Annotated in this window: 16 protein-coding genes and 1 pseudogene; 6 read left to right on the forward strand and 11 right to left on the reverse strand. The window is 40.1% G+C overall.

What is annotated here, in order from left to right; translation table 11 throughout:
* Nucleotides 1–226: 226 nt before the first annotated feature.
* Nucleotides 227–1279: a spermidine/putrescine ABC transporter substrate-binding protein PotD gene (gene potD, locus CIK00_RS09870; protein ID WP_101768706.1), complete on the forward strand. Its 1053-nt coding sequence runs from the start codon at nucleotides 227–229 to the stop codon at nucleotides 1277–1279.
* A 74-nt stretch (nucleotides 1280–1353) separates the two neighbouring features.
* Here potD and cobB read toward each other — a convergent pair whose 3' ends face one another.
* From cobB to CIK00_RS09915, 9 genes and pseudogenes are all read right to left on the reverse strand, one after another.
* Nucleotides 1354–2073, reverse strand: a complete 720-nt coding sequence (gene cobB, locus CIK00_RS09875; RefSeq protein ID WP_101768707.1) for a Sir2 family NAD+-dependent deacetylase — start codon at nucleotides 2071–2073, stop codon at nucleotides 1354–1356.
* Nucleotides 2074–2272: 199 nt separating this feature from the next.
* On the reverse strand, nucleotides 2273–3283 hold the full coding sequence (locus tag CIK00_RS09880; protein ID WP_373322845.1) for a formate dehydrogenase subunit gamma: 1011 nt from the start codon (nucleotides 3281–3283) through the stop codon (nucleotides 2273–2275).
* Between the two features lie 169 nt (nucleotides 3284–3452).
* Nucleotides 3453–4070 (reverse strand): formate dehydrogenase FDH3 subunit beta, encoded by a 618-nt coding sequence (gene fdh3B / locus CIK00_RS09885; protein ID WP_045030423.1) that lies wholly within the window; start codon nucleotides 4068–4070, stop codon nucleotides 3453–3455.
* 11 nt (nucleotides 4071–4081) lie between these two features.
* Nucleotides 4082–6927 (reverse strand): annotated as a pseudogene (locus tag CIK00_RS09890) (formate dehydrogenase subunit alpha).
* Nucleotides 6928–6939: 12 nt separating this feature from the next.
* Nucleotides 6940–7137, reverse strand: coding sequence for a twin-arginine translocation signal domain-containing protein (locus tag CIK00_RS09895; protein ID WP_101768709.1), 198 nt, complete (start codon nucleotides 7135–7137; stop codon nucleotides 6940–6942).
* A gap of 66 nt (nucleotides 7138–7203) precedes the next feature.
* Entirely contained in the window at nucleotides 7204–7821 is a 618-nt protein-coding gene (locus CIK00_RS09900) for a TorD/DmsD family molecular chaperone (RefSeq protein WP_232598399.1), read from the reverse strand.
* Between the two features lie 9 nt (nucleotides 7822–7830).
* Nucleotides 7831–9540 carry a 4Fe-4S dicluster domain-containing protein gene (locus tag CIK00_RS09905; RefSeq protein ID WP_101768710.1) on the reverse strand — a complete coding sequence of 570 codons (1710 nt, stop codon included), beginning with the start codon at nucleotides 9538–9540 and terminating at the stop codon, nucleotides 7831–7833.
* A 294-nt stretch (nucleotides 9541–9834) separates the two neighbouring features.
* The gene (locus CIK00_RS09910) at nucleotides 9835–10581 is read right to left on the reverse strand and encodes a DUF3306 domain-containing protein (RefSeq protein ID WP_167388545.1); all 747 of its coding nucleotides are present in this window, start codon (nucleotides 10579–10581) and stop codon (nucleotides 9835–9837) included.
* Nucleotides 10571–11062, reverse strand: a complete 492-nt coding sequence (locus tag CIK00_RS09915; protein ID WP_045038016.1) for a DUF3305 domain-containing protein — start codon at nucleotides 11060–11062, stop codon at nucleotides 10571–10573. The genes CIK00_RS09910 and CIK00_RS09915 overlap by 11 nt, the downstream gene beginning before the upstream one ends.
* Before the next feature lie 278 nt (nucleotides 11063–11340).
* Between CIK00_RS09915 and fdhD the strand changes: the two genes are divergently transcribed.
* From fdhD to pbpG, 3 genes are all read left to right on the forward strand, one after another.
* The gene (fdhD, locus tag CIK00_RS09920; protein ID WP_045038017.1) at nucleotides 11341–12186 is read left to right on the forward strand and encodes a formate dehydrogenase accessory sulfurtransferase FdhD; all 846 of its coding nucleotides are present in this window, start codon (nucleotides 11341–11343) and stop codon (nucleotides 12184–12186) included.
* The gene (locus tag CIK00_RS09925; RefSeq protein WP_101768712.1) at nucleotides 12186–13097 is read left to right on the forward strand and encodes a helix-turn-helix transcriptional regulator; all 912 of its coding nucleotides are present in this window, start codon (nucleotides 12186–12188) and stop codon (nucleotides 13095–13097) included. The genes fdhD and CIK00_RS09925 overlap by 1 nt, the downstream gene beginning before the upstream one ends.
* A 412-nt stretch (nucleotides 13098–13509) precedes the next feature.
* Nucleotides 13510–14409: a D-alanyl-D-alanine endopeptidase gene (gene pbpG / locus CIK00_RS09930; protein WP_101768713.1), complete on the forward strand. Its 900-nt coding sequence runs from the start codon at nucleotides 13510–13512 to the stop codon at nucleotides 14407–14409.
* A 450-nt stretch (nucleotides 14410–14859) separates the two neighbouring features.
* Here the strand turns inward: pbpG and CIK00_RS09935 are convergent, their stop codons facing one another.
* Nucleotides 14860–16854, reverse strand: a complete 1995-nt coding sequence (locus tag CIK00_RS09935; protein WP_202820808.1) for a sensor histidine kinase — start codon at nucleotides 16852–16854, stop codon at nucleotides 14860–14862.
* 61 nt (nucleotides 16855–16915) lie between these two features.
* Nucleotides 16916–18373 carry a sigma-54-dependent transcriptional regulator gene (locus CIK00_RS09940; protein WP_101768714.1) on the reverse strand — a complete coding sequence of 486 codons (1458 nt, stop codon included), beginning with the start codon at nucleotides 18371–18373 and terminating at the stop codon, nucleotides 16916–16918.
* Nucleotides 18374–18736: 363 nt separating this feature from the next.
* Here CIK00_RS09940 and CIK00_RS09945 point away from each other — a divergent pair, with 363 nt between their 5' ends.
* Together CIK00_RS09945 and CIK00_RS09950 are read left to right on the forward strand one after the other, a co-directional pair.
* A complete protein-coding gene (locus tag CIK00_RS09945) occupies nucleotides 18737–19510 on the forward strand; it encodes an ABC transporter substrate-binding protein (protein WP_233426551.1) in 774 nt (257 codons plus the stop codon).
* Between the two features lie 115 nt (nucleotides 19511–19625).
* A complete protein-coding gene (locus CIK00_RS09950) occupies nucleotides 19626–20327 on the forward strand; it encodes an ABC transporter permease (protein ID WP_101768716.1) in 702 nt (233 codons plus the stop codon).
* Nucleotides 20328–20339: the final 12 nt, after the last annotated feature.

Raw genomic sequence — 20339 nt, forward strand, 5'->3', positions numbered from 1 at the left:
AACTACTTGTTATTAATCAATGTTCTATAAATAAATATTTTATCTATGTGTTCATATTTGTGATAGCAGTATGATTTTATCTGCTATAATAATCACGTTTACCAATTCATATTTGTTTAAAAGCACATTTTTAAAAGCGCTTTATAAACAACATAAAATTAGGAGAGGCGGTTCAAATCCGCTAGAGAACACTCTCGATATCCTGTTTAGTTAGGAGCTAACAATAATGAAAAAATGGTCTTTAATGATGGCCGGTACAGTTTGTGCAATGTCAATGTATTCAAATATTGCTACTGCTGCAGATTCAGATAGTAATGAATTATACTTTTACAACTGGTCTGAATATATTCCAAATGATGTATTAGAACAGTTCACAAAAGAAACCGGTATTAAAGTGATTTATTCGACTTACGAGTCGAATGAGACCATGTACGCTAAATTAAAAACTTATGATAAAGGCTATGATTTAATTGTTCCTTCAACTTACTACGTTTCTAAAATGAGTAAGGAAGGCATGCTTAAAAAAATCGACAAATCAAAAATTCCTAATTTTGCGGGTATCGATAAAAACTATTTAGATAAGCCTTTTGATCCTAACAATGACTATTCTGTTCCTTACATTTGGGGTGCAACAGGTATCGGCGTTAACACTGATGTAATCGATAAATCAAAAATCACAAGCTGGGCTGATTTATGGGATCCTAAGTGGCAGGGTCAGTTAATGATGATGGATGATGCACGTGAAGTGTTCCACATTGCATTACGTAAGCTAGGCTACTCTGCTAACACACAAGATCCAAAGCAAATTAAAGCAGCTTACGAAGAGCTTAAAAAACTAATGCCTAATGTCTTAGTCTTTAACTCTGACTTCCCTGCTAACCCTTACATGGCTGGTGAAACATCACTAGGTATGTTGTGGAATGGTTCTGCTTACATGGCACGTAAAGAAGGTGCTCCAATTGATATCGTATGGCCAAAAGAAGGTGCTATCTTCTGGATGGACAGTCTAGCGATTCCAATTAATGCGAAGCACGTTGATAATGCATACAAAATGATCAACTTCTTACTTCGTCCTGATATTGCAGCAAAAATTGCATTGCAAATTGGTTACCCAACACCCGTAGCCGCAGCGAAGAAATTACTACCTGCTGATTTCGTTAACGATCCAAGCATCTACCCACCACAATCAGTAATGGATGCGGGTGAATGGCAGAACAGCGTTGGCGCAGCAAGTGAACTATACGAGCAATATTACCAAAAGCTAAAAGCTGGCGAGTAATAGTTGTCATTAAACAAATAAAAAACCGAGCTAAAAAGCTCGGTTTTTTTATAACTCATATATAAAGTACTACTCTATTGTTGTGCTTTTAGTAATTCATCAACATACGCAGGTACAAGCACTGATGCTTTACCATAACGTTTTTCTTCAAACTCATTTCCAACATTACTTGGTTCTAAATTAAGCTCTATCGTATGTGCGCCTTGCAATGATGCTTCATGCACAAAACCCGCAGCAGGATACACATTGCCTGATGTACCAATCGCAATGAACAAATCAGCCTTCACAATCGCGTCATGGATTTTATCCATACCAATTGGCATTTCCCCAAACCATACAATATTAGGGCGTAATGGTGCTGGTATTTGGCAGCAATGGCAACGATCACTAGTATGTAAATCCCCTTTCCATTCGACCGTTTGACCTGATTCACAACAACGCGCTTTTAATAACTCACCATGCATGTGAATTACATTGTGGCTACCAGCTCGTTCATGAAGATTATCGATATTTTGAGTCACAATCGTTACTGTGCCATCTAATTCAGCTTCTAGCTTTGCTAATGCATAATGAGCAGCGTTAGGGGCAACAGATCCATTTTCTATTTGTGCTCGACGTGCATTATAAAACGCTTGTACTAATTCAGGATCACGCTGATAGCCTTCAGGCGTAGCGACATCCTCAACTCGATGTTCTTCCCACAACCCGTCTGCCGCACGAAAAGTACGTATCCCTGATTCAGCAGAAATACCCGCTCCAGTTAGTACGACAATATTTTTGTAAGGAAATAACATAACAATATCCCTATGGTGATAATAATGGTTAATCTTTATATTCTATTTATACCACTGATTTTATATGGTTTAACGGTGTTTTTTATTAGACGTTAGTCTGAGAGTTTGTGTATTGCCATTAATCATAAATTATGCCCATAAAAAAAGCCGATACACTTTCAATAACAAAGTGTATCGGCCTTTATTTAATGTTTAATCGTTAACGATCCAGAGATGATGTCGGTTTTTCCACATTCTGCTTGTCAGGCTCATAACCCGGTTGATTTTCAGGTAAATCTTTTACCTCATCAAACCATAAGTTATGGTGTTCACGGGCCCATGTTTCATCAACTTCGCCAGTTACCATGCCATCAAGACCCGCTTCCATGCCAAATAAACCAATATATATATGGAATATAAAGCCACAGATTAAAATCAATGCCGATAACATATGGAGTAAGTTTGATAGCTCCATATCACGACGGGTTTGATCGAAAATTGGGAAATCTAACACAAAGCCACTGGCTGCAATCGAGAAACCAAACACGATCAATAGCCAAAAGATAACTTTCTCACCACCATTAGAGAAACCTGCTGATGGATGTGATCCTTTATGTTTACCCACCATGCCGCCCATCTTTTTAAACCACTCAAGATCGACTTTATTAAAGGTACTTTTACGCCACCACTTGATCAATACAGCAAGTAATAGAATCGCAAAAATAGGTCCCATATAGTTATGGTATTGCTTGGCAGCAAGAATGATCCATCCCCAAATCTCACTAGGGATAATGGGCTTAATAAAATGTTTACCATAAACTAACGTTAAGCCACTGAATCCTAATGTAAGGAAAGTGAATGCCATGCTCCAGTGCAATGCACGATCAATACGGCTCCAACGTTTGATTTTACGACCCGTTTTAGGCTTACTTAACTTTAGCGGCCCAATGACCACATAAGCCAACGTTACCATTACTAGGCTACCAAAAATCGCTAAAGCACCTAATGGTGACATCCACTTTTCTTTAAGGATATACCACGTTTGTCCTGGCACACTGATTAAAACATCATGCTCAGGCCAACCAGATGTGGTGTAACCTTTCTCACCATCTTTTACCATACGCCAGTAATCAGCCCCAGCAAAACCGATCACTTCTTTTTTAACTACGGCTTCACCAGCGGTCGTTGTATCACTACCACTCGCCATTGTGGATACTGAAAACACCATCATTAAAGCGGTAACTATGATAGTTAACCAGCGTTGAATTCGCTTAGTCATTAAAGCTCCTATCCACTTTAAAAAGCAGATTAATTGGCACACCTATTACAACGGTGTGCCTAACTATTACACGAGTCGATAAATGGACTTAACATTCCTCGTTAAATCCATTTAAAGATGATTAAGCTTTACGTACTTTACTTGCGTCGTAAGCTAGATCATCAGTACTTGCCCAGCCCGCATCTTTAGCACCACGGGCCACAACACGCTTACTGAAAATTTCAGAGATTTTTTCAGCATCACCCGCAAGTAATGATTTAGTCGAACACATTGAAGCACACATTGGTAACTTACCTTCTGCGATACGGTTTGCACCATAAAGCAGGCGTTCTTTTTCAGAACCAGGCTCTGTATTTGGGCCGCCAGAACAATAAGTGCACTTATCCATTTTGCCACGTTCAGCAAAAGCATCTTGCTTAGGAAATTGTGGTGCACCAAATGGACAAGCAAATAAGCAATAACCACAGCCGATACATAAATCTTTATCGTGCTGCACTATGCCATCTTCTGTTTGGCTAAAACAATCAGCAGGACATACCGCCATACAAGGCGCATCACTACAGTGCATACAAGCCACTGAGATTGATGTCTCCCCTGGAAGACCATCGTTTAAGGTCACAACGCGACGACGTTGAATGCCCCAACCAACCGCTTCTGAATTGGCGTTTTTACAAGCTGTTACACAACCATTGCACTCAATACAACGCTTAGAGTCACAAAGAAATTTCATACGTGCCATCAGGTGACTCCTTACGCTTTAGTGATTTTACACAAAGTAACTTTGGTTTCTTGCATTTGGGTAACAGGATCATAGCCATACGTTGTTGCCGTATTGGCCGCTTCACCTGAAACATAAGGCGCACAACCTTCAGGGTAATGCTCACGTAGACTCACACCCTCAAATTCACCACCAAAGTGGAACGGTAAGAAAGCCAATCCTTCACGAACACGTGGGGTTACCATCGCCTTCACTTTAATTCGGCCTTTTTCTGCACCTTCAACCCACACCATCTCACCATCTTTAATGCCAATATCGTTGGCATCTTTGAGGTTGATTTCAACAAACATTTCTTTTTGAAGTTCAGCTAGCCATGGGTTTGAACGTGTTTCTTCACCACCACCTTCATATTCAACAAGACGACCAGACGTTAGAATAATTGGGTATTCTTTTGATACGTCTTTCTCTTGAATTGATTTGAAAAGTGTTGGCAAACGGAACATCGCTTTGCTGTCGTCCCATGTTTGGTACTCAGGCAATAAGTCACGACGCGGTGTGTACAACGGCTCACGGTGAATAGGCACGGCATCAGGGAATGTCCATACAACAGTACGGGCTTTCGCGTTACCAAATGGAATACAACCATGTTTAATCGCAACACGTTGAATACCACCAGACAAGTCTGTCTTCCAGTTTTTACCTTCAGCTGCCACTTTTTCAGTTGCAGTTAGGTCATCCCACCATCCAAGTTGCTTTAGCATCTTCGCGGTAAATTCTGGGTAACCATCTTCAAGTTCACAGCCTAATGAATAACTATCATCAGCCAGCATACTGACACCATTACGCTCAACACCAAAACGGGCACGGAAATTACCGCCACCTTCTGCGACTGTTTTTGACGTATCGTAAAGAATATGTGTACCTGGGTGCTTCATTTCTGGCGTACCCCAACATGGCCATGGTAGACCATAGGTTTCACCGTTCACCGGTCCGCCAATAGCTTCAAGGGTAGTGAAATCAAACGTACCCCAGTTTTTCTGATGCTCTTTCAAACGCTCAGGGCTTTGACCTGTATAACCAATTGTCCACATACCCTTGTTGTATTCACGAGTAATGTCTTCAATGTTTGGTTTATTATTCTCCACTTTGATGTGTTTAAATAATTGATCAGAGAAACCCAAACGCTTAGTCAATAAGTACATGATTTCATGATCGGGTTTAGCATCAAACAACGGTTCAATTACCTGATCACGCCACTGAATCGAACGGTTAGTTGCAGTTACTGAACCATACGTTTCAAACTGTGTGGTTGCAGGGAAAAGATAGACGTTATCAGTACGACCATTCATCACCGCAGCAACGCCTGGGTATGGGTCGACAATCACCATCATATCCAGTTTACCCATCGCGGTTTTCATTTCAGGCCCACGCGTCTGTGAGTTAACGGCATGACCCCAATAGAACATCGCACGAATGTTATCGCGTTGTTCGATATTATCTTTATTTTCTAAAACACCATCAATCCAACGAGAAACAGGAATACCTGCGCTGTTCATTGGCTTTTTACCGTTATAGGTATTTTGATCAAAACGGCCTTGTAGCCATGAGTAATCAATATCCCATACTTCAGCCCAGTGCTTCCAAGCACCTTCTGATAAACCGTAATAGCCCGGTAAGTTATCAGATAACACGCCAAAGTCAGTTGCACCCTGAACGTTATCATGACCACGGAAAATGTTTGCACCGCCACCTGATTTACCCATGTTGCCAAGGGCTAATTCAAGAATACAGTATGCACGGGTGTTGTTATTACCCGTAGTATGTTGCGTACCACCCATACACCAAACAACACAACCCGGGCGGTTTTCAGACAGCATTTTTGCCGTTTGATAAACTTGATCTTCAGGTACACCCGTTACGCGTTCAACTTCTTTCGGGTTCCACTTCGCCACTTGTTCACGCACTTCTTCCATGCCATAAACACGTTGACGAATAAATTCTTTGTCTTCCCAGCCATTATTGAAGATGTGATATAGCACACCCCAAACAAAGGCAACATCCGTACCCGGACGTAAAGAAACAAAGTGATCAGCTTTTGCCGCCGTACGTGTACGACGAGGATCAACTACTACAATCTTACAACCGTTGGTTTCTTTAGCGATCAGAATATGCTGCATTGCTACTGGGTGAGCTTCTGCGGGGTTAGAACCAATAAACAGAATCGACTTACAATTATGCATGTCGTTCAGTGAGTTGGTCATTGCACCATAACCCCACGTATTGGCTACACCTGCAACTGTGGTTGAGTGACAAATACGCGCTTGGTGATCGACGTTATTTGAACCCCATAGCGACACCATTTTACGGAACAAATACGCTTGTTCGTTGTTGTGCTTTGCTGAACCTAAAAAGTAAACAGAATCTGGGCCTGATTCTTGACGAATTTTAAGTACCTGCTGGCTAACTTCGTCTAATGCTTGTTCCCAACTTAATTTTTTCCACTTACCGTTGACCAACTTCATTGGGTATTTTACGCGCTTAGCACCATGGCCATGCTCACGTAATGCCGCCCCTTTTGCACAATGTCCACCAGCGTTAAAAGGATGATCGAAAGCGGGTTCCTGATGGGTCCATACACCATCTTGCGTTTCAGCATAAATGCCGCAACCAACAGAACAATGAGAACAAATGGTACGTTTAACCACTTTAGGTGCGTTGTAATCAGCTTCAGGGTGCGCATAAAACCAGGTGCAAAAAGGCTTGCACCTGCAACACCACCAGCGGCAGCAAGAGAAGAATTACGAATAAAAGAACGACGAGAAATACCTAGTTGGTTTTCATCTTTGCTCACTTTATCGGAACGTTTAGTCAGTTTCATTTCAGGCTCCGCTTATAGGGTATTGTAGTAATCACGAATATGTTGGGTTTCGTGATACCCTTTTTTTATTTTAGGATCTTTCTTTTCGGTGTCTGTTGTTGAAGCTTGAACGGCAGTTGTCGTTCCCGCTACTACAGCACCAGCCGCTACCGTTAAACCAATGTTTTTTAACAATTGGCGACGGCTATCATTTGTTTTTTGCTCACTCATTGCGTTTGCTCCTCTATCAACATTCTCATGAACAGATGTCGATTTTTTATTATCGCGAGTATCTTTTTACTGGGACTCTAAAAAACGGGTCTTTTCTATTGTCAAAAATTGCCAAGCTAATTCACCAACAGCGGTATAAAACACAGCACTTTTAGCCGCTTTTAAATCGGTACAAAATTTTTCACACCATTGGGAAAGATGACGATTAAAAAATGTCTGTTGAAGGTGTTCATCACCACCTTCCACCAGCATAGCCATAACCTCTAACAATGCGGATATATGATCTTCAGGTTCAATAACAGATTGAGCACGTTCAAAACCCATTTGTTTTAAGTCTTGACGTAAATAAGCCAGAGGCATTTCCATTAAAGACCCGGTTAAATACCATGATCCAAATGGAATAACTTCCCCACGACCAATACCAATAAATACATCTTGATATTCTTCTTCAACACTCAATAATGTCGTTTTCTGAGCCGCTAATTTTAATAAAGGCCAAGCTGAAGCCATGGTTTTACGTTGAAATGTTTGCGCCGTATCAACATCTAGATCAGCAAGAAATTCAAGCGCAGATTGTTCAGGGGCTTGACGACATAAATGTGCCAACATGTTATAAATTTCAATACGTAGCAAATCATCTTGATCAGCAGGATTAGTGTGAGCATTCATAGCTGCGTTTTCCATATAATGACCTTATACCCTTGTCTGACTTTGTGGATCTTGTTCCATCTTTTCGAAAATATCGCGAACACGACAATCTTCACACATAGATAAACGACGAATAGCTTCTCCTTGAAAATGTGAATGACTTTGAAGTTTTTCTGTCAACATTTTCACCATAGATGCTGGGGCAAAAGGTTTTCCACAACTAATACAACATGCAGCAGGTTCTTCATGAACAAGTTTATCGGCTTTACGTGTTTCCCAATCCCAATTAAAACCGGCTTCTAGGGTAATCACTTTCTCAGGACATGCGGTTTCACACATACCACATTGAATACAATCTTGTTCTACAAATAGTAAGCCTGGGCGATCACCAATGGCATGTAAGGCACGGGTTGGACAAACCGCTACACAACTCATACATAACGTACAATCATCGGTCTTACATGTTACAGAACCATAAGGGGCATTAGCCGCTACAGCTGAATGGGTTGGTTGAGCTGGACTTGTCTGATTAAGCGCTTCTAAAACAGTAAATAGTTTTTCACGCTTAGTGCCTGTTAGTGCCGTTTCAATCGGATCAACAAGGGCTGCTTCATAACATTTAAAATTCGCACTATCAGCAAAATCAAATAAACAAATACGATCAGCGTCATAACCCAATTCAGTTAAAAAGTTTTGAGCAATCGTTAGTTCATTAGTTAATACAGCATCAATCGTTGCAGGAATGTATGTAGTATTGGTTGCTAATAGAACTTGATGCGCACCATAAGCTAAGGCACTAAACCAAGTATCAATCCCTACAGTTGCCAATTCTTCTAATGCAATCGTAATAACAGACGTTGGAAGTACAGCAAGAGCCTTTTTAACCGCAGCAGTATCACGATCACCATAAAGTAACAGTGTCGGAGATTGACCACCTTCTTGCTTATAACGCGCTAAAACACTATGAACAAAATTTTGCGTAATTTGAGGATCAGGTAAGGCATAACTGATCGCTTCCGTTGGACATGCCGTCGCACATGTTCCTACTCCCTGACAAAGGTAAGGATCAATTGCAATTGCAATACCGTCTGAACTTAATGCTCCCGCAGGACACGCATCAATACAACGATCACAACCTTTTACACTTCGTGATGAATGCGCACATAAATCAGGATTTAGACGAAAGTATTTAGGCTTATCAAATGTCCCTATCATAGAAGGGAGATCTTCCACCAGCGTCGCTAGTTTTTCAGCAACACGTTTTTTTGATGCTTGAGATGCAGAACCTTGACCAACGGCATAATAACCCGCTGCTGGAATTTCAACATTCATAACCCCAGTTGCTGTCATATCAAGCACAATATCAAAGCATTGACGTCCAATAGCTATTTTCGCTAAGTTCGTTTCAAGTGCATTAATATCAAGGGCTGTCGCGTCATGCCCTATATGGCAATGAACATCAAATGCACCCAGATATCCTTTTACGGTAATTGATTGACTGTAATACAAGGTATGCGCTGTTTTGGTTTCACATGTTTTTGAATCTGTCGCCAGTAACGTCACACTGTTTAGTGCTTCAAATTGATCGGCAACGTGAAGTAGTTGTTCAGCATCACCAATGATCAACAAATTACCACGACTTTCATACGTCACTGTTGGCGGAATAAGATTGGCAAGTTCTACTGTTCCTGTAATGGCAGCAGCTCGTGCGACACCATTAATATCAGTAAATGCATTTAATGTACTTTTTAACATTGTTATTCCTGTTTGCTCACTACCGCTAATCAGTGTCGTTAGAAAATAATGACTTTTCTTCTACTCTATATAGAGCAATAACCGATCCAACTTTTCACGGAATAAAATGACCTAAAAGGAACTAAAATCATAACAAGGATATTGCGTTATAAACAAATGAGACATTTTGTCTTACCTGTAGCGAACTAACGCGCCAAATTGTCTCTCTTTACGATTTTATTGATCTTCCCTTTTTGTCCCAGTCTGTTTTTATGATTAGTATTAATAATTCTCAAACGCTTTTATTTTTTCGCGTTAGGATTTCTGTTCATCACTTTTAATATCACGATCAATAATAGGCGTTAACGATAAATCAGCCGTAGGGATAACCTCTTCATCGGTATGTGTTGTATCTACATGATTAACGAGCCCATCATTCGCTGTATCCTCACTGGCTATCGCTATATGGTTAGCTGGCAAATCAACGGTTGTAGAATCAATAATAGAATCAGCCGTATTAATCTCAGCCGTTGATGTTAATGCTGTTATTCCATCATCTTTGAGTGCTTCAGTTGCTGTCTCCGTGACGGTATTAATCCAACCCCGCATTTGTGATGCAATTTCTGGTGCTAAACCTTGCATATTACTGAAGTCTTCAGTGCTATCATCCATGTCACTGATATAATTAAACTCTTCAGAATGAAACAATTTACGTAATGCCGCCTTTTTCACGGACTTAGTCACTTGTTGTTGCATAAATGACGCAACTCCCGAGTCATAAGTCACGTTATCAGCATCATTAATCGTCAATTCAATAACAGACTCTTCTGCTATAGCATCTAGTGATGTTGCTGGGGAAACTGATGTCGCAGAAGAAACAATTGATGTTTGTTCACTATCACGGGTATTAGTGACGTCCTCTACAGCGGTATCTAAAACATTAAGAGTCAGTGGATCATCAACTGCTTCAGTCTCAGTCATCGTTTCTGTATTAGTGCTTTCTGTATTATCAACAGGGGTTAACTTACGGCTTGACCAACGTTGAAAGAAATTAGTTGCCACTTGAACGTCCTTTTTTCTTATCGCCGCCACGTTTACGTTTAAATTCAAACAATTCACCATGCCGACCTAAGAATGCTTCCATCCATGCTTGAATCGCTAATGGAATATCTATATGTAGAACCACATAATCACCATCCATATAACGTGCCGCGACACCTTGCGCAGCAGTGACTAAAACAGGTTTTAATTGCTCGTCCTCTTCAGCACAAATAAAGAATAAATGTGGGCTTTGCGAATTTAAGTTAAACCGATATTCCATCCGTTCATCACGAAAAAGTTCTAGAGGCATCATGTAGTTACCAGCCCCTATATCAGCAATTGTCATATCAACAGCAAGATCTTCTTCATACAAACAAATATCTTCAATTGTCCATGCATGAGTTGTCCAACGACCTACTTGGCGTTCTTCAGCTTGCAAGCGAAAATTAATTGGCCAAACATGTTCATTTTTCTTTAATTCAAGTTCTGCTTGTTTTGGCACATTCACTCCTACTAGCGGGTTCTATTCCGCCTTTATCTTGTTATTGAAAACTGTTGATGTGAAACGGCATTTCACTTATTAAGATTTCACGTATTAAGGAGCTATAAGCAAATATTAGACCAATAAAAAGAAACCACATTAAAAGTGCGCATTTTTATCAATATCTACTGATTAATAATGAAGGCGTTAATTTACGTAATATTGGAACAATCTTTGCTTAACTTATGGTTTCAACATCCATAATTAAACACACCACACTTATTACGCAGGGATCTCAAATGGCGACATTGCCTAAAATCATAAAAACCAAAGCGACAGTGCAGCAAACGATGTCAGTAGACATTATTGATGAGTATGGAGATCGACACACAAAAGAGATTGCCTGTGAGCATCCGTTAACGGTGTACCTTAATTGGGTTGAAGTAGTAACCCTTATGACCTTAGGTGAACGTCCATCGGCATTAGTATTAGGCTATTTAAAAAACCAAGGCTTTATTAATGATCTTAGCGCGATCGAATCTGTAATGATCGATTGGGAAACCAATGCCGCGGTTGTTATAACTCATGAAAATACTGAAAACTTAGCGCAACAATTAGAAAAGAAAACCGTTACCTCTGGCTGTGGTCAAGGCACCATGTATGGCAATGTCATGAAAAAGCTTGAAGGTATAACCCTGCCGCAGCCACAAATTAAACAATCGATGTTATATGGTTTACTAGAAGCATTGACCCATCATAATGAAACCTATAAAGCCGCCGGCGCTGTTCATGGTTGTGCCGTGTGTAAAGGCACAGAGATTTTATCGTTTGTGGAAGATGTAGGTCGTCATAACGCAGTAGATACCCTTGCCGGTGAAATGTGGCTACAACAACAAACGGGTGAAGATAAGGTTTTCTACACCACGGGGCGCTTAACCTCTGAAATGGTCATTAAAGTCGCGCAAATGGGTATTCCTGTATTGTTGTCTCGATCGGGTGCAACTCAAATGGGCTACGATCTTGCTAAGAAACTCGGTATTACCATGATTGCTCGCGCTAAAGGACTGCGTTTTCAAATCTATAATGGTAGCGACAACATCGAACTGGATGTTAAAGGTCACGAAAGTAAAGGTAATCAAGACTAATGGCTGATTTCCCTGAATTTATGAATGCCAAATTGGTAGCTGAATATCTCGACCTTAATGAAAAGAAAGTGTATGCCTTAGCTAATGATGGGCTACTGCCTGCAACGAAAGTAACAGGTAAATGGCTATTTCCTAAAGCCATGCTTGATAAGTGGCTGTTAGAATCTTGCCATAATGGCGTTTTAAACGATCGGTTACTGATTGCAGGCTCTGATGATCCATTACTACAATGCATTGTCGGTAAAATGGCAAATCAACTCGGTAGTACTGCCCTTGTTGGTTATACCTCAACAGGAACACGTCAAGGACTGGCGATGTTAAGCAAAGGTCATGTTGATATCTGTGCTATCCATTGGGGAAATGTAGAAGAAGCCAGTTTGCGACATCCGGCCTTATTGCAACAATATCCTGGGCATAAAAACTGGGTCTTAGTCCATGCCTTTGAGCGAAAACAAGGCTTAGTCGTAAGTCCTACATTGGCAGATGCCGTTAATAGCCGCTCTATTCAATTGCATGAATTACTGTCACCACGTTGGCGTTGGGCATTACGTCAACAAGGCGCAGGAAGTATGCGAGCATTAGAAGAATGGATCCATGGTCATGGCTATAATATGGCGATGCTTAATCAAGTTGATTATTGTAACAGTGAACGTGAATTAGCTTCTGCGATTGCCAGAGAACAAGCAGATATTGGTTGCGCGAGTCAAAGTACCGCAGGAGAATTTGGATTAGGTTTTATACCGCTATGTACAGAAGCATTTGAACTGGTTATCCCTAAAAATATTTACTTCCGTACCTTACAACAACAGCTATTACAATCATTAACCAATAGTGAAATTCAAGCACATGGTGACCAATTAGGCGGCTATAATTTTATCCGTACAGGCCAACAAGTATGGAGTGCTAATTAATTTACAAGTGAAAATCAAAGGTCATAGCACTATGACCTTAATGATTGCATTCCAAGTGAAATGGTTAGATCTCCCGTCCACAAAAAGAAATCAAATAATCAGCACAACAATAAATAACCTAACAAATGCCCCCATATTAACCATTTTCATTCATCATGCTTGTCTTTAAAATAACGCCCCTCATTTCACGTCATCACTAGAGGTAATTAAATGCGTTAGAATTGATTTTATCGTGAATATATTAAACAATTATTTTATTGAATCGTGTTTCATTAGCAACTTCGGTTTAACTGCTGGTTTTATGTCCTATTATAAATAGGATTTACACAAACATGACTTGCTTATACACAATCGAAAAGATGACAATATCAGGATAATTATTCCCCTCTTAAATGGGATCCAAGGAGCCATTGTGCGCAACGCTTTAATTTTATTTTTTACACTTGCAAGTGTCAGCTTTTCTTCTTTCGCAAGTATCAACACCAGCAAACTCAAACCAAGTAATCTTCAGACTGCTTCTGTGAGTAGTTATGTTATTGATCTAAGCTCAGGGAAAACGCTTTATCATAAAAATTCCAATGTCGTGATGCCAATTGCGTCACTAACAAAACTAATGACCGCGATGGTAACATTAGACGCTAAGTTACCGCTGAACCAAAAAATCACGTTCACTAAAACGGATAAAGAGCATATGTACAATACATATTCTCGTGTTCGTATTGGTTCACAATTAAGCCGTGGCGAGACAATGCACATTGCATTAATGTCATCTGAAAACTTAGCGGCTGCTGCCCTTGCTGCTAACTACCCAGGTGGTTACAACGCGTTTATTCGCGCAATGAATGCTAAAGCTAAAGCACTCGGTATGACCCACACTCACTTTGTTGATAGTTCAGGTCTTAACCCTAAAAACCGCTCAACAGCATCAGACGTTGCTAAGATGGTACGCGCTGCTTACAAGTATTCTGCCATTCGTAACTACAGCACTAATGGTGCAGTTCACACCGCTTACTTTACTAACCCTCGTTATAAATTAGGTTACACCAATACCAATGCGCTAGTACGTGGTAAAAAGTGGACAGTTAATCTAAGCAAAACAGGCTATCTTGATGAAGCGGGTCGTTGTTTAGCGATGGTAACAACGATTGATGGTAAGAAGATCCTAATGGTGATGCTTGATTCACAAGGCAAAATGACACCAATTGGTGATGCTGGCCGTATTAAGCAATGGCTACAAACAGGTAAGAGCACATCAATTACTGCTGATGCTAAATACTACCAACATAAAAAACTGAAAGAATTAACCAAATAATTAATTATTGTTGTTAGTTCATATCGTAAAAAGCCAGCATTCGTGATGCTGGCTTTTTTAACCTTATGACTATTCTATCTTTTTTAACTTATTTATATTATTACTATCCAATTTTATTTCCCACTCTCCATGCTTTGCTGAGTTGTAGCGCTCAAAGCCACATTAAAAACAACAAAGATTCAATAAGTTAATTTATGCTCAAGGTTTCACAAAAAAATCAAAAAATCAGCTATGCTTTAAATTGTCTTAAAACAAAAGGATCATGTATGCCGCATACCGAAATGATTATCCCTTCCTCACTAGGGCTTATTAGCCGAATATCTCTTACCGCATCACTGTTTCTTATCCTTGGTTTATCCATTATGTAACGCGACAAAAAAGCCCCTTGGTAACTGCTTGTTCATTGCAGTTACCAAGGGGCTTTTTGTTATTCATTAACCTTCTTCTTTGTTACGCTGTCACATGAAGATCCAGCTCACTCGGCGATTCTTTCTTATGTTTAAGATACACAGTAAATATTGAACCCTGACCTTCAACAGATTCAACCGTTATTTCTCCACCGACATTAGCCACAATACTCTGACTGACCGATAAACCTAATCCCGTTCCTGAACGACGGGTCGTGAAGAAAGGATCAAAAATACGTTTCATATTTTGTGCTGAAATACCGCAGCCATGATCGGTAATAACAACCATCGCCCCTAATACCTCACCTTGTTCATCAATCCAATCATCGGTAGCTATCTTCAATAATCCTTTATCATCCATCGCATGGATACCGTTCATCTGTAAATTAACTAACACTTGCAAGAGTTGATGACGATTCGCTTCAACACTGCATTTAGCTTTAAGGTTAACCTCAAATTGAACATCCATCTTTTTAGTACCAGAGCGCACAAGTGTTAAGCTTTCTTCTACAATCAAGTTTAAGTGATGCCATGTCACTTCATCTTGCACACCACCTTGCCGGCTATACTGCAATAAACTACGAGTAATATTACGAATACGATCAATTTGAAGATGAATGGCGGCCAGCTCTTCTTGAACATCTGCCGTGCTATCACCAAGCTCTAGCTGAATTAATTCAATGTTTCCTAAAATAACAGCAACCGGATTATTAATTTCATGCGCAATACCCGCAGTTAACTCACCCAGTGCGGCTAGTTTTTCTGTGGCCACCAGCTTAGAACGTGCTTGATGTAATAATTGAATATGACGTTCTAGTTCTTCTGTTTTTTGATGCAGACTCTGGGTGCGCTGTTCAACTTTGTCTTCCAACTCTTTCGCGGTCAATTTAATAAGTCCGTTACGTTGCTCTAGTTGATCCAACATAGAATCAAATTGCGCGCCTAATATTTGTAATTCATGCCCTTCGCACAAATCTAATTTACCAACACGTCGCTTTAACCCCATTTGTACCGCTTTTGCAACTTGGTAAATTTTCTCTATTGGTAAAAATAAATCACGCGAACCTCTATAAACAATAATGCTGGTAAATAACAATACCAACATAATGCTAATCCCCATTTCAATAATGTTGGTTAGATGCCGATAAATTAATGGCCATTGCAAATAGCCCGTATAAAGCATTCCGACCACGTTACCGTTATTCGCATGTAACGGCTCATAAGCAGAAACATACCAACTATCATACACAAAGGCGCGATCAACAAACGTTTTCCCTTGTTGCAAGACATGTTGTTTAACCTCTTTCGAGACACGGGTTCCTACCGCTCGACCAATAAGATTAGCACTGTCTAATGGCACATTAGTACTAATGCGTACATCACCCATAAACAAAGTGACAGTACCAAGACTTCCCTTTGGTAACGTACCATCGGCGTAAACTAAATTACGAATACGATCCACCAGCGAAGTACTATTGTTTAATAAAATACCGCCGTCTAAAATCCATTTAAGAGAACCTTGCTGATTAAAAATAGGGACTAAACTACGACTAACCAGTCCTTTTTGTTCAATCGTGCCTTCTTTAAGTAACGGTAATTGCGCTTTTGCAGGTAAATTGGGATTTAAATCATAAAGCGCTGTACTGTTTAGTACTTGAAAAAAAGTCTGCTCTTTTCCTGCACGTAATAGCTGTTGCTCTTGTGCTGAAAACATTCCAATATCATTTACTGAATGTAATACCACAAAATCTAATTGATGATTTTTATCTTGCTGACGTACCCACTCATCTAATGCCGTTTCATTAAAACGTAACCGTCGCTGAAAACCGTAAGAATTAGCCAATGCTTGTAACTCCATCCGCTGTTCTTTTTTTAAAAGCACCATACTGTGATGAGCCACCGCTAAATCAGCTCTTACATTCATTAATGCATTTTGCCAAGTGTAGGTTATCGTCCAATAAAAGGTAATTGCAATTAGCGCTAATAATGTAAGAAATATAGGCACAGATGTAAGCACTAAAAGTCGATAGCGCACCATGGTTTTAAAGCGCCAGAGCCACATTAAGATAAATGTTTTTACTTTCATAAGATTATTTTTATCATAATTCATCAGTCCATTCTTTGTATTTACGCTCTAATGTTTTCCTTGCCACACCGAGCTGACGAGCTGCTGCTGATTTATTACCATCGCTAGCATCAACAACTTGCATAATATGTGCTTTTTCAACTTCTTTTAATGTCCACGTAACAGGATAACAATACTGATCTTCACCGTCTTCATGGCATTGACATGGTCGTTGCGGATGTGTGGCATTTATATCTAATTCTTCGCCTGTCACTCCCTGCGTATTGGTTACAGAAACAGGTAATGCATCACCTTGTAATTCACGCCAATAATCTGCTGGTGGCTTACCCAGCAAAATACAGCGTTCCATCATGTTACGTAATTCACGAATATTACCGGGCCATGAATAGGCTTGCATTGCCAAAATATCTTCATGGGTCCAATTAACCGTTTTCATACCTAAATCTTTTGAGAGTTGCTGTGTAAAATGATGGGTTAATGACGGAATATCTTCTACACGTTCACGTAATGATGGCAAATCAATGGTTAATACATTAAGTCGATAATACAAATCTCGACGAAAACGCCCTTCTTCAACTTCAAGTTTTAAGTTACGGTTAGTCGCCGCAACAATACGAACATCAATTTGAATTTCTCGCTCAGAGCCCACAGGACGAATCGCTTTTTGTTCTAGGGCGCGTAACAATGATGACTGCATAGCTAATGGCATTTCACCAATTTCATCGAGAAACAACGTGCCATTATTGGCAACCCGAAACAGACCTTCACGGCTTTTCTTCGCGCCAGTAAATGCACCAGAGACATGTCCAAACAATTCACTTTCTAAAAGTTCAGGGGCAATGGCGGCACAGTTAATAGGAACAAAAGGCCCAGTACGCTTACTTAATTGATGTAAAGCGCGTGCAACCAATTCTTTTCCTGTACCCGATTCACCTTCCACTAATACCGCAGCAATAGACGGTGCAACTTGAGCGATCAGCTTTTTCATCTTTTGTGTCGCTGGCGCATCACCAATGATATTCACGGGGTAACTACGCTCAACATCACGTTGCAATGCGAAATTTTGACGTTCCACTAACCGACGTTCAATACAGCGATTCACTGATTGCATCATCTGATCAAGATTAAACGGTTTTAGAATAAAGTCAGACGCACCAGCACGTAAGGCTTGGATTGCCATTTCTAAATCCGCATAACCGGTCATAAAAATCACATCACTACGACGTGTTGTCGGATCAAACGCTTCATGCCATTCAATACCAGAACGACCGGGCAAGTTAATATCAACAATTAATAAATCGAAATGGCAACGTTTACGAATCTCTTCAGCTTCTTCAATACTTCCTGCGGTATCAACTTGAGCAAATTTTTTACTTAACGCTTTCTTTAAAATCGTGCGCATTCCTGGCTCATCATCAACCACTAATACAGAAACCGCAGTCCAAGATGAAGACAAACTAAAATCAGACATAGATACCGAGACATTTTAACCAAACTAAAATTTGCGACATTTTGTCTCACTATGAATCATTAAGTCAAAATTGTTTTATCATTAAGTACAACTTCGGTTATCTTTAACCTATTTTACGTAATATTTGATACCGAAATCACATAATAAGTCCTTTTTATCAACATTTAAAAGGTGGCACTTTATTTGCTTATAGCTGGGCAGTGCTCTTTATTGCGGGAGGATGGGTCATTTTGCCGCATATATTCAGCGCCAAAGACTTGTGACTTATCATCTCAGCATTTTTTAATGCAAACCAATCGATCAGGAACGTTGATGAACTTATTAAAAACAACTTTAGTTATTCTTGGCTGCGCATCGGCAACGATGGCTTATGCGACCACAGAAACGGCAATGAATAAGACAGTACGTCTAGCGACGACCACCAGCACCTATCATTCAGGATTACTGGATTACTTATTGCCTGTATTTACTAAAGACACCGGTTATACCGTCGAAGTGTTAGCCGCAGGGACAGGTAAAGCATTACGCATGGGTGAACACGGTGATGTTGATCTCGTTATGACGCATGCTCCACAATCAGAAGCAGAGTTTGTTGAAAAAGGCTTTGGCGTATTACCACGTAAATTAATGTACAACGATTTCGTTTTAGTTGGCCCGAAAAATGATCCTGCGAAAATAAAAGGGGATAAAAATGTCGCACATGCATTAAAAGAAATAGCGACAGATAATGCGGTGTTTATTTCTCGCGGTGATGATTCAGGTACGAATAAAAAAGAACTTAATATCTGGGCTCAAACAAAAATGGAGCCTAACTTCGGTGGCTACAAAGCGGTTGGTCAAGGTATGGGTCCAACACTTAACATGGCGTCAGAATTACAAGCTTATACATTAACAGATCGCGGTACATGGTTAGCCTATGAAACCAAGCTTGATCTTGAAATCATGGTTGAGGGTGATAAGCGTTTATTTAACCCCTACCAAGTTATTTTGATTAACCCAAGCCGCTACCCTGATCTTAACTACCAAGGCGCTAAAACATTCAGTGATTGGTTAGTTAACCCTAAAGCACAGAAACTGATTAATAACTACCAACGTCACGGTAAGCAATTATTCGTTGCTGATGCACAAACGCAATAAAAATAACATCTTAATTTAATGTAACACTTCGCCGATAAATGCTTATTTACTCATTAACTATAATGTGAATGATGGTATTCATCGGCGTATTTTTTAGGTTAGAACATACACCATAATGAATATTTGGCAGACAACGCAACAAGCGACTCAACTTCTCTTTAGCGGCGATGGCTCACTCTGGGGCATTGTTGGCGTATCATTTTCCGTGTCTATTTTAGCCATTGCATTAGTTATGATCCCCTCATTATTGATCGCTTTTGCTTTAGCTTACGGTAAATTTCCTGGGCGTTGGCTAACATTGTCGTTAATTAATACCTTACAATCAGTGCCTACCGTCGTCATTGGTTTACTGCTTTATATGTTGCTCTCACGTGCAGGCCCCCTCGGCGATTGGCAAATGTTGTTTACTCAAAAAGCAATGATATTAGGCCAAGTGCTGATTTGTTTTCCGTTACTAATATCAATGATGCATGCCGCATTTCAAAACAGTGATCGTCGTGCATGGGAAACCGCATTAACATTAGGTTCTAGCTATCCACGAGCTTTACTCAGTTTAATGTGGGAGAGCCGATTTCCATTACTTGCCGCTGTTGTGGCGTCTTTTAGTCGCGTGATCACTGAGGTTGGTTGTTCAATGATGGTGGGTGGCAATATTTTAAATTCAACGCGAAATATTCCAACAGCTATTGCACTTGAAAGCTCAAAAGGTGCATTTGCTCAAGGGGTCGCATTAGGAATGGTGTTACTTATTTTAGCTTTAGGTCTAAACTTTATTTTATCTATCGCGCGTGGCAAAGCCCATTTGCGAACTAACTAAGCGAGGCCTCTT

Source organism: Photobacterium carnosum (assembly GCF_002849605.1).
Taxonomy (GTDB): domain Bacteria; phylum Pseudomonadota; class Gammaproteobacteria; order Enterobacterales; family Vibrionaceae; genus Photobacterium; species Photobacterium carnosum.

Excerpts from the sequence above, each read along its gene's own strand:
- potD (WP_101768706.1), top strand. The coding sequence starts at position 227 with ATGAAAAAATGGTCTTTAATGATGGCCGGTACAGTTTGTGCAATGTCA.
- cobB (WP_101768707.1), bottom strand. The coding sequence starts at position 2,073 with ATGTTATTTCCTTACAAAAATATTGTCGTACTAACTGGAGCGGGTATT.
- CIK00_RS09880 (WP_373322845.1), bottom strand. The coding sequence starts at position 3,283 with ATGATGGTGTTTTCAGTATCCACAATGGCGAGTGGTAGTGATACAACG.
- fdh3B (WP_045030423.1), bottom strand. The coding sequence starts at position 4,070 with ATGGCACGTATGAAATTTCTTTGTGACTCTAAGCGTTGTATTGAGTGC.
- CIK00_RS09895 (WP_101768709.1), bottom strand. The coding sequence starts at position 7,137 with ATGAGTGAGCAAAAAACAAATGATAGCCGTCGCCAATTGTTAAAAAAC.
- CIK00_RS09900 (WP_232598399.1), bottom strand. The coding sequence starts at position 7,821 with ATGGAAAACGCAGCTATGAATGCTCACACTAATCCTGCTGATCAAGAT.
- CIK00_RS09905 (WP_101768710.1), bottom strand. The coding sequence starts at position 9,540 with ATGTTAAAAAGTACATTAAATGCATTTACTGATATTAATGGTGTCGCA.
- fdhD (WP_045038017.1), top strand. The coding sequence starts at position 11,341 with ATGGCGACATTGCCTAAAATCATAAAAACCAAAGCGACAGTGCAGCAA.
- CIK00_RS09925 (WP_101768712.1), top strand. The coding sequence starts at position 12,186 with ATGGCTGATTTCCCTGAATTTATGAATGCCAAATTGGTAGCTGAATAT.
- CIK00_RS09935 (WP_202820808.1), bottom strand. The coding sequence starts at position 16,854 with ATGGTGCGCTATCGACTTTTAGTGCTTACATCTGTGCCTATATTTCTT.
- CIK00_RS09940 (WP_101768714.1), bottom strand. The coding sequence starts at position 18,373 with ATGTCTGATTTTAGTTTGTCTTCATCTTGGACTGCGGTTTCTGTATTA.
- CIK00_RS09945 (WP_233426551.1), top strand. The coding sequence starts at position 18,737 with ATGGCTTATGCGACCACAGAAACGGCAATGAATAAGACAGTACGTCTA.
- CIK00_RS09950 (WP_101768716.1), top strand. The coding sequence starts at position 19,626 with ATGAATATTTGGCAGACAACGCAACAAGCGACTCAACTTCTCTTTAGC.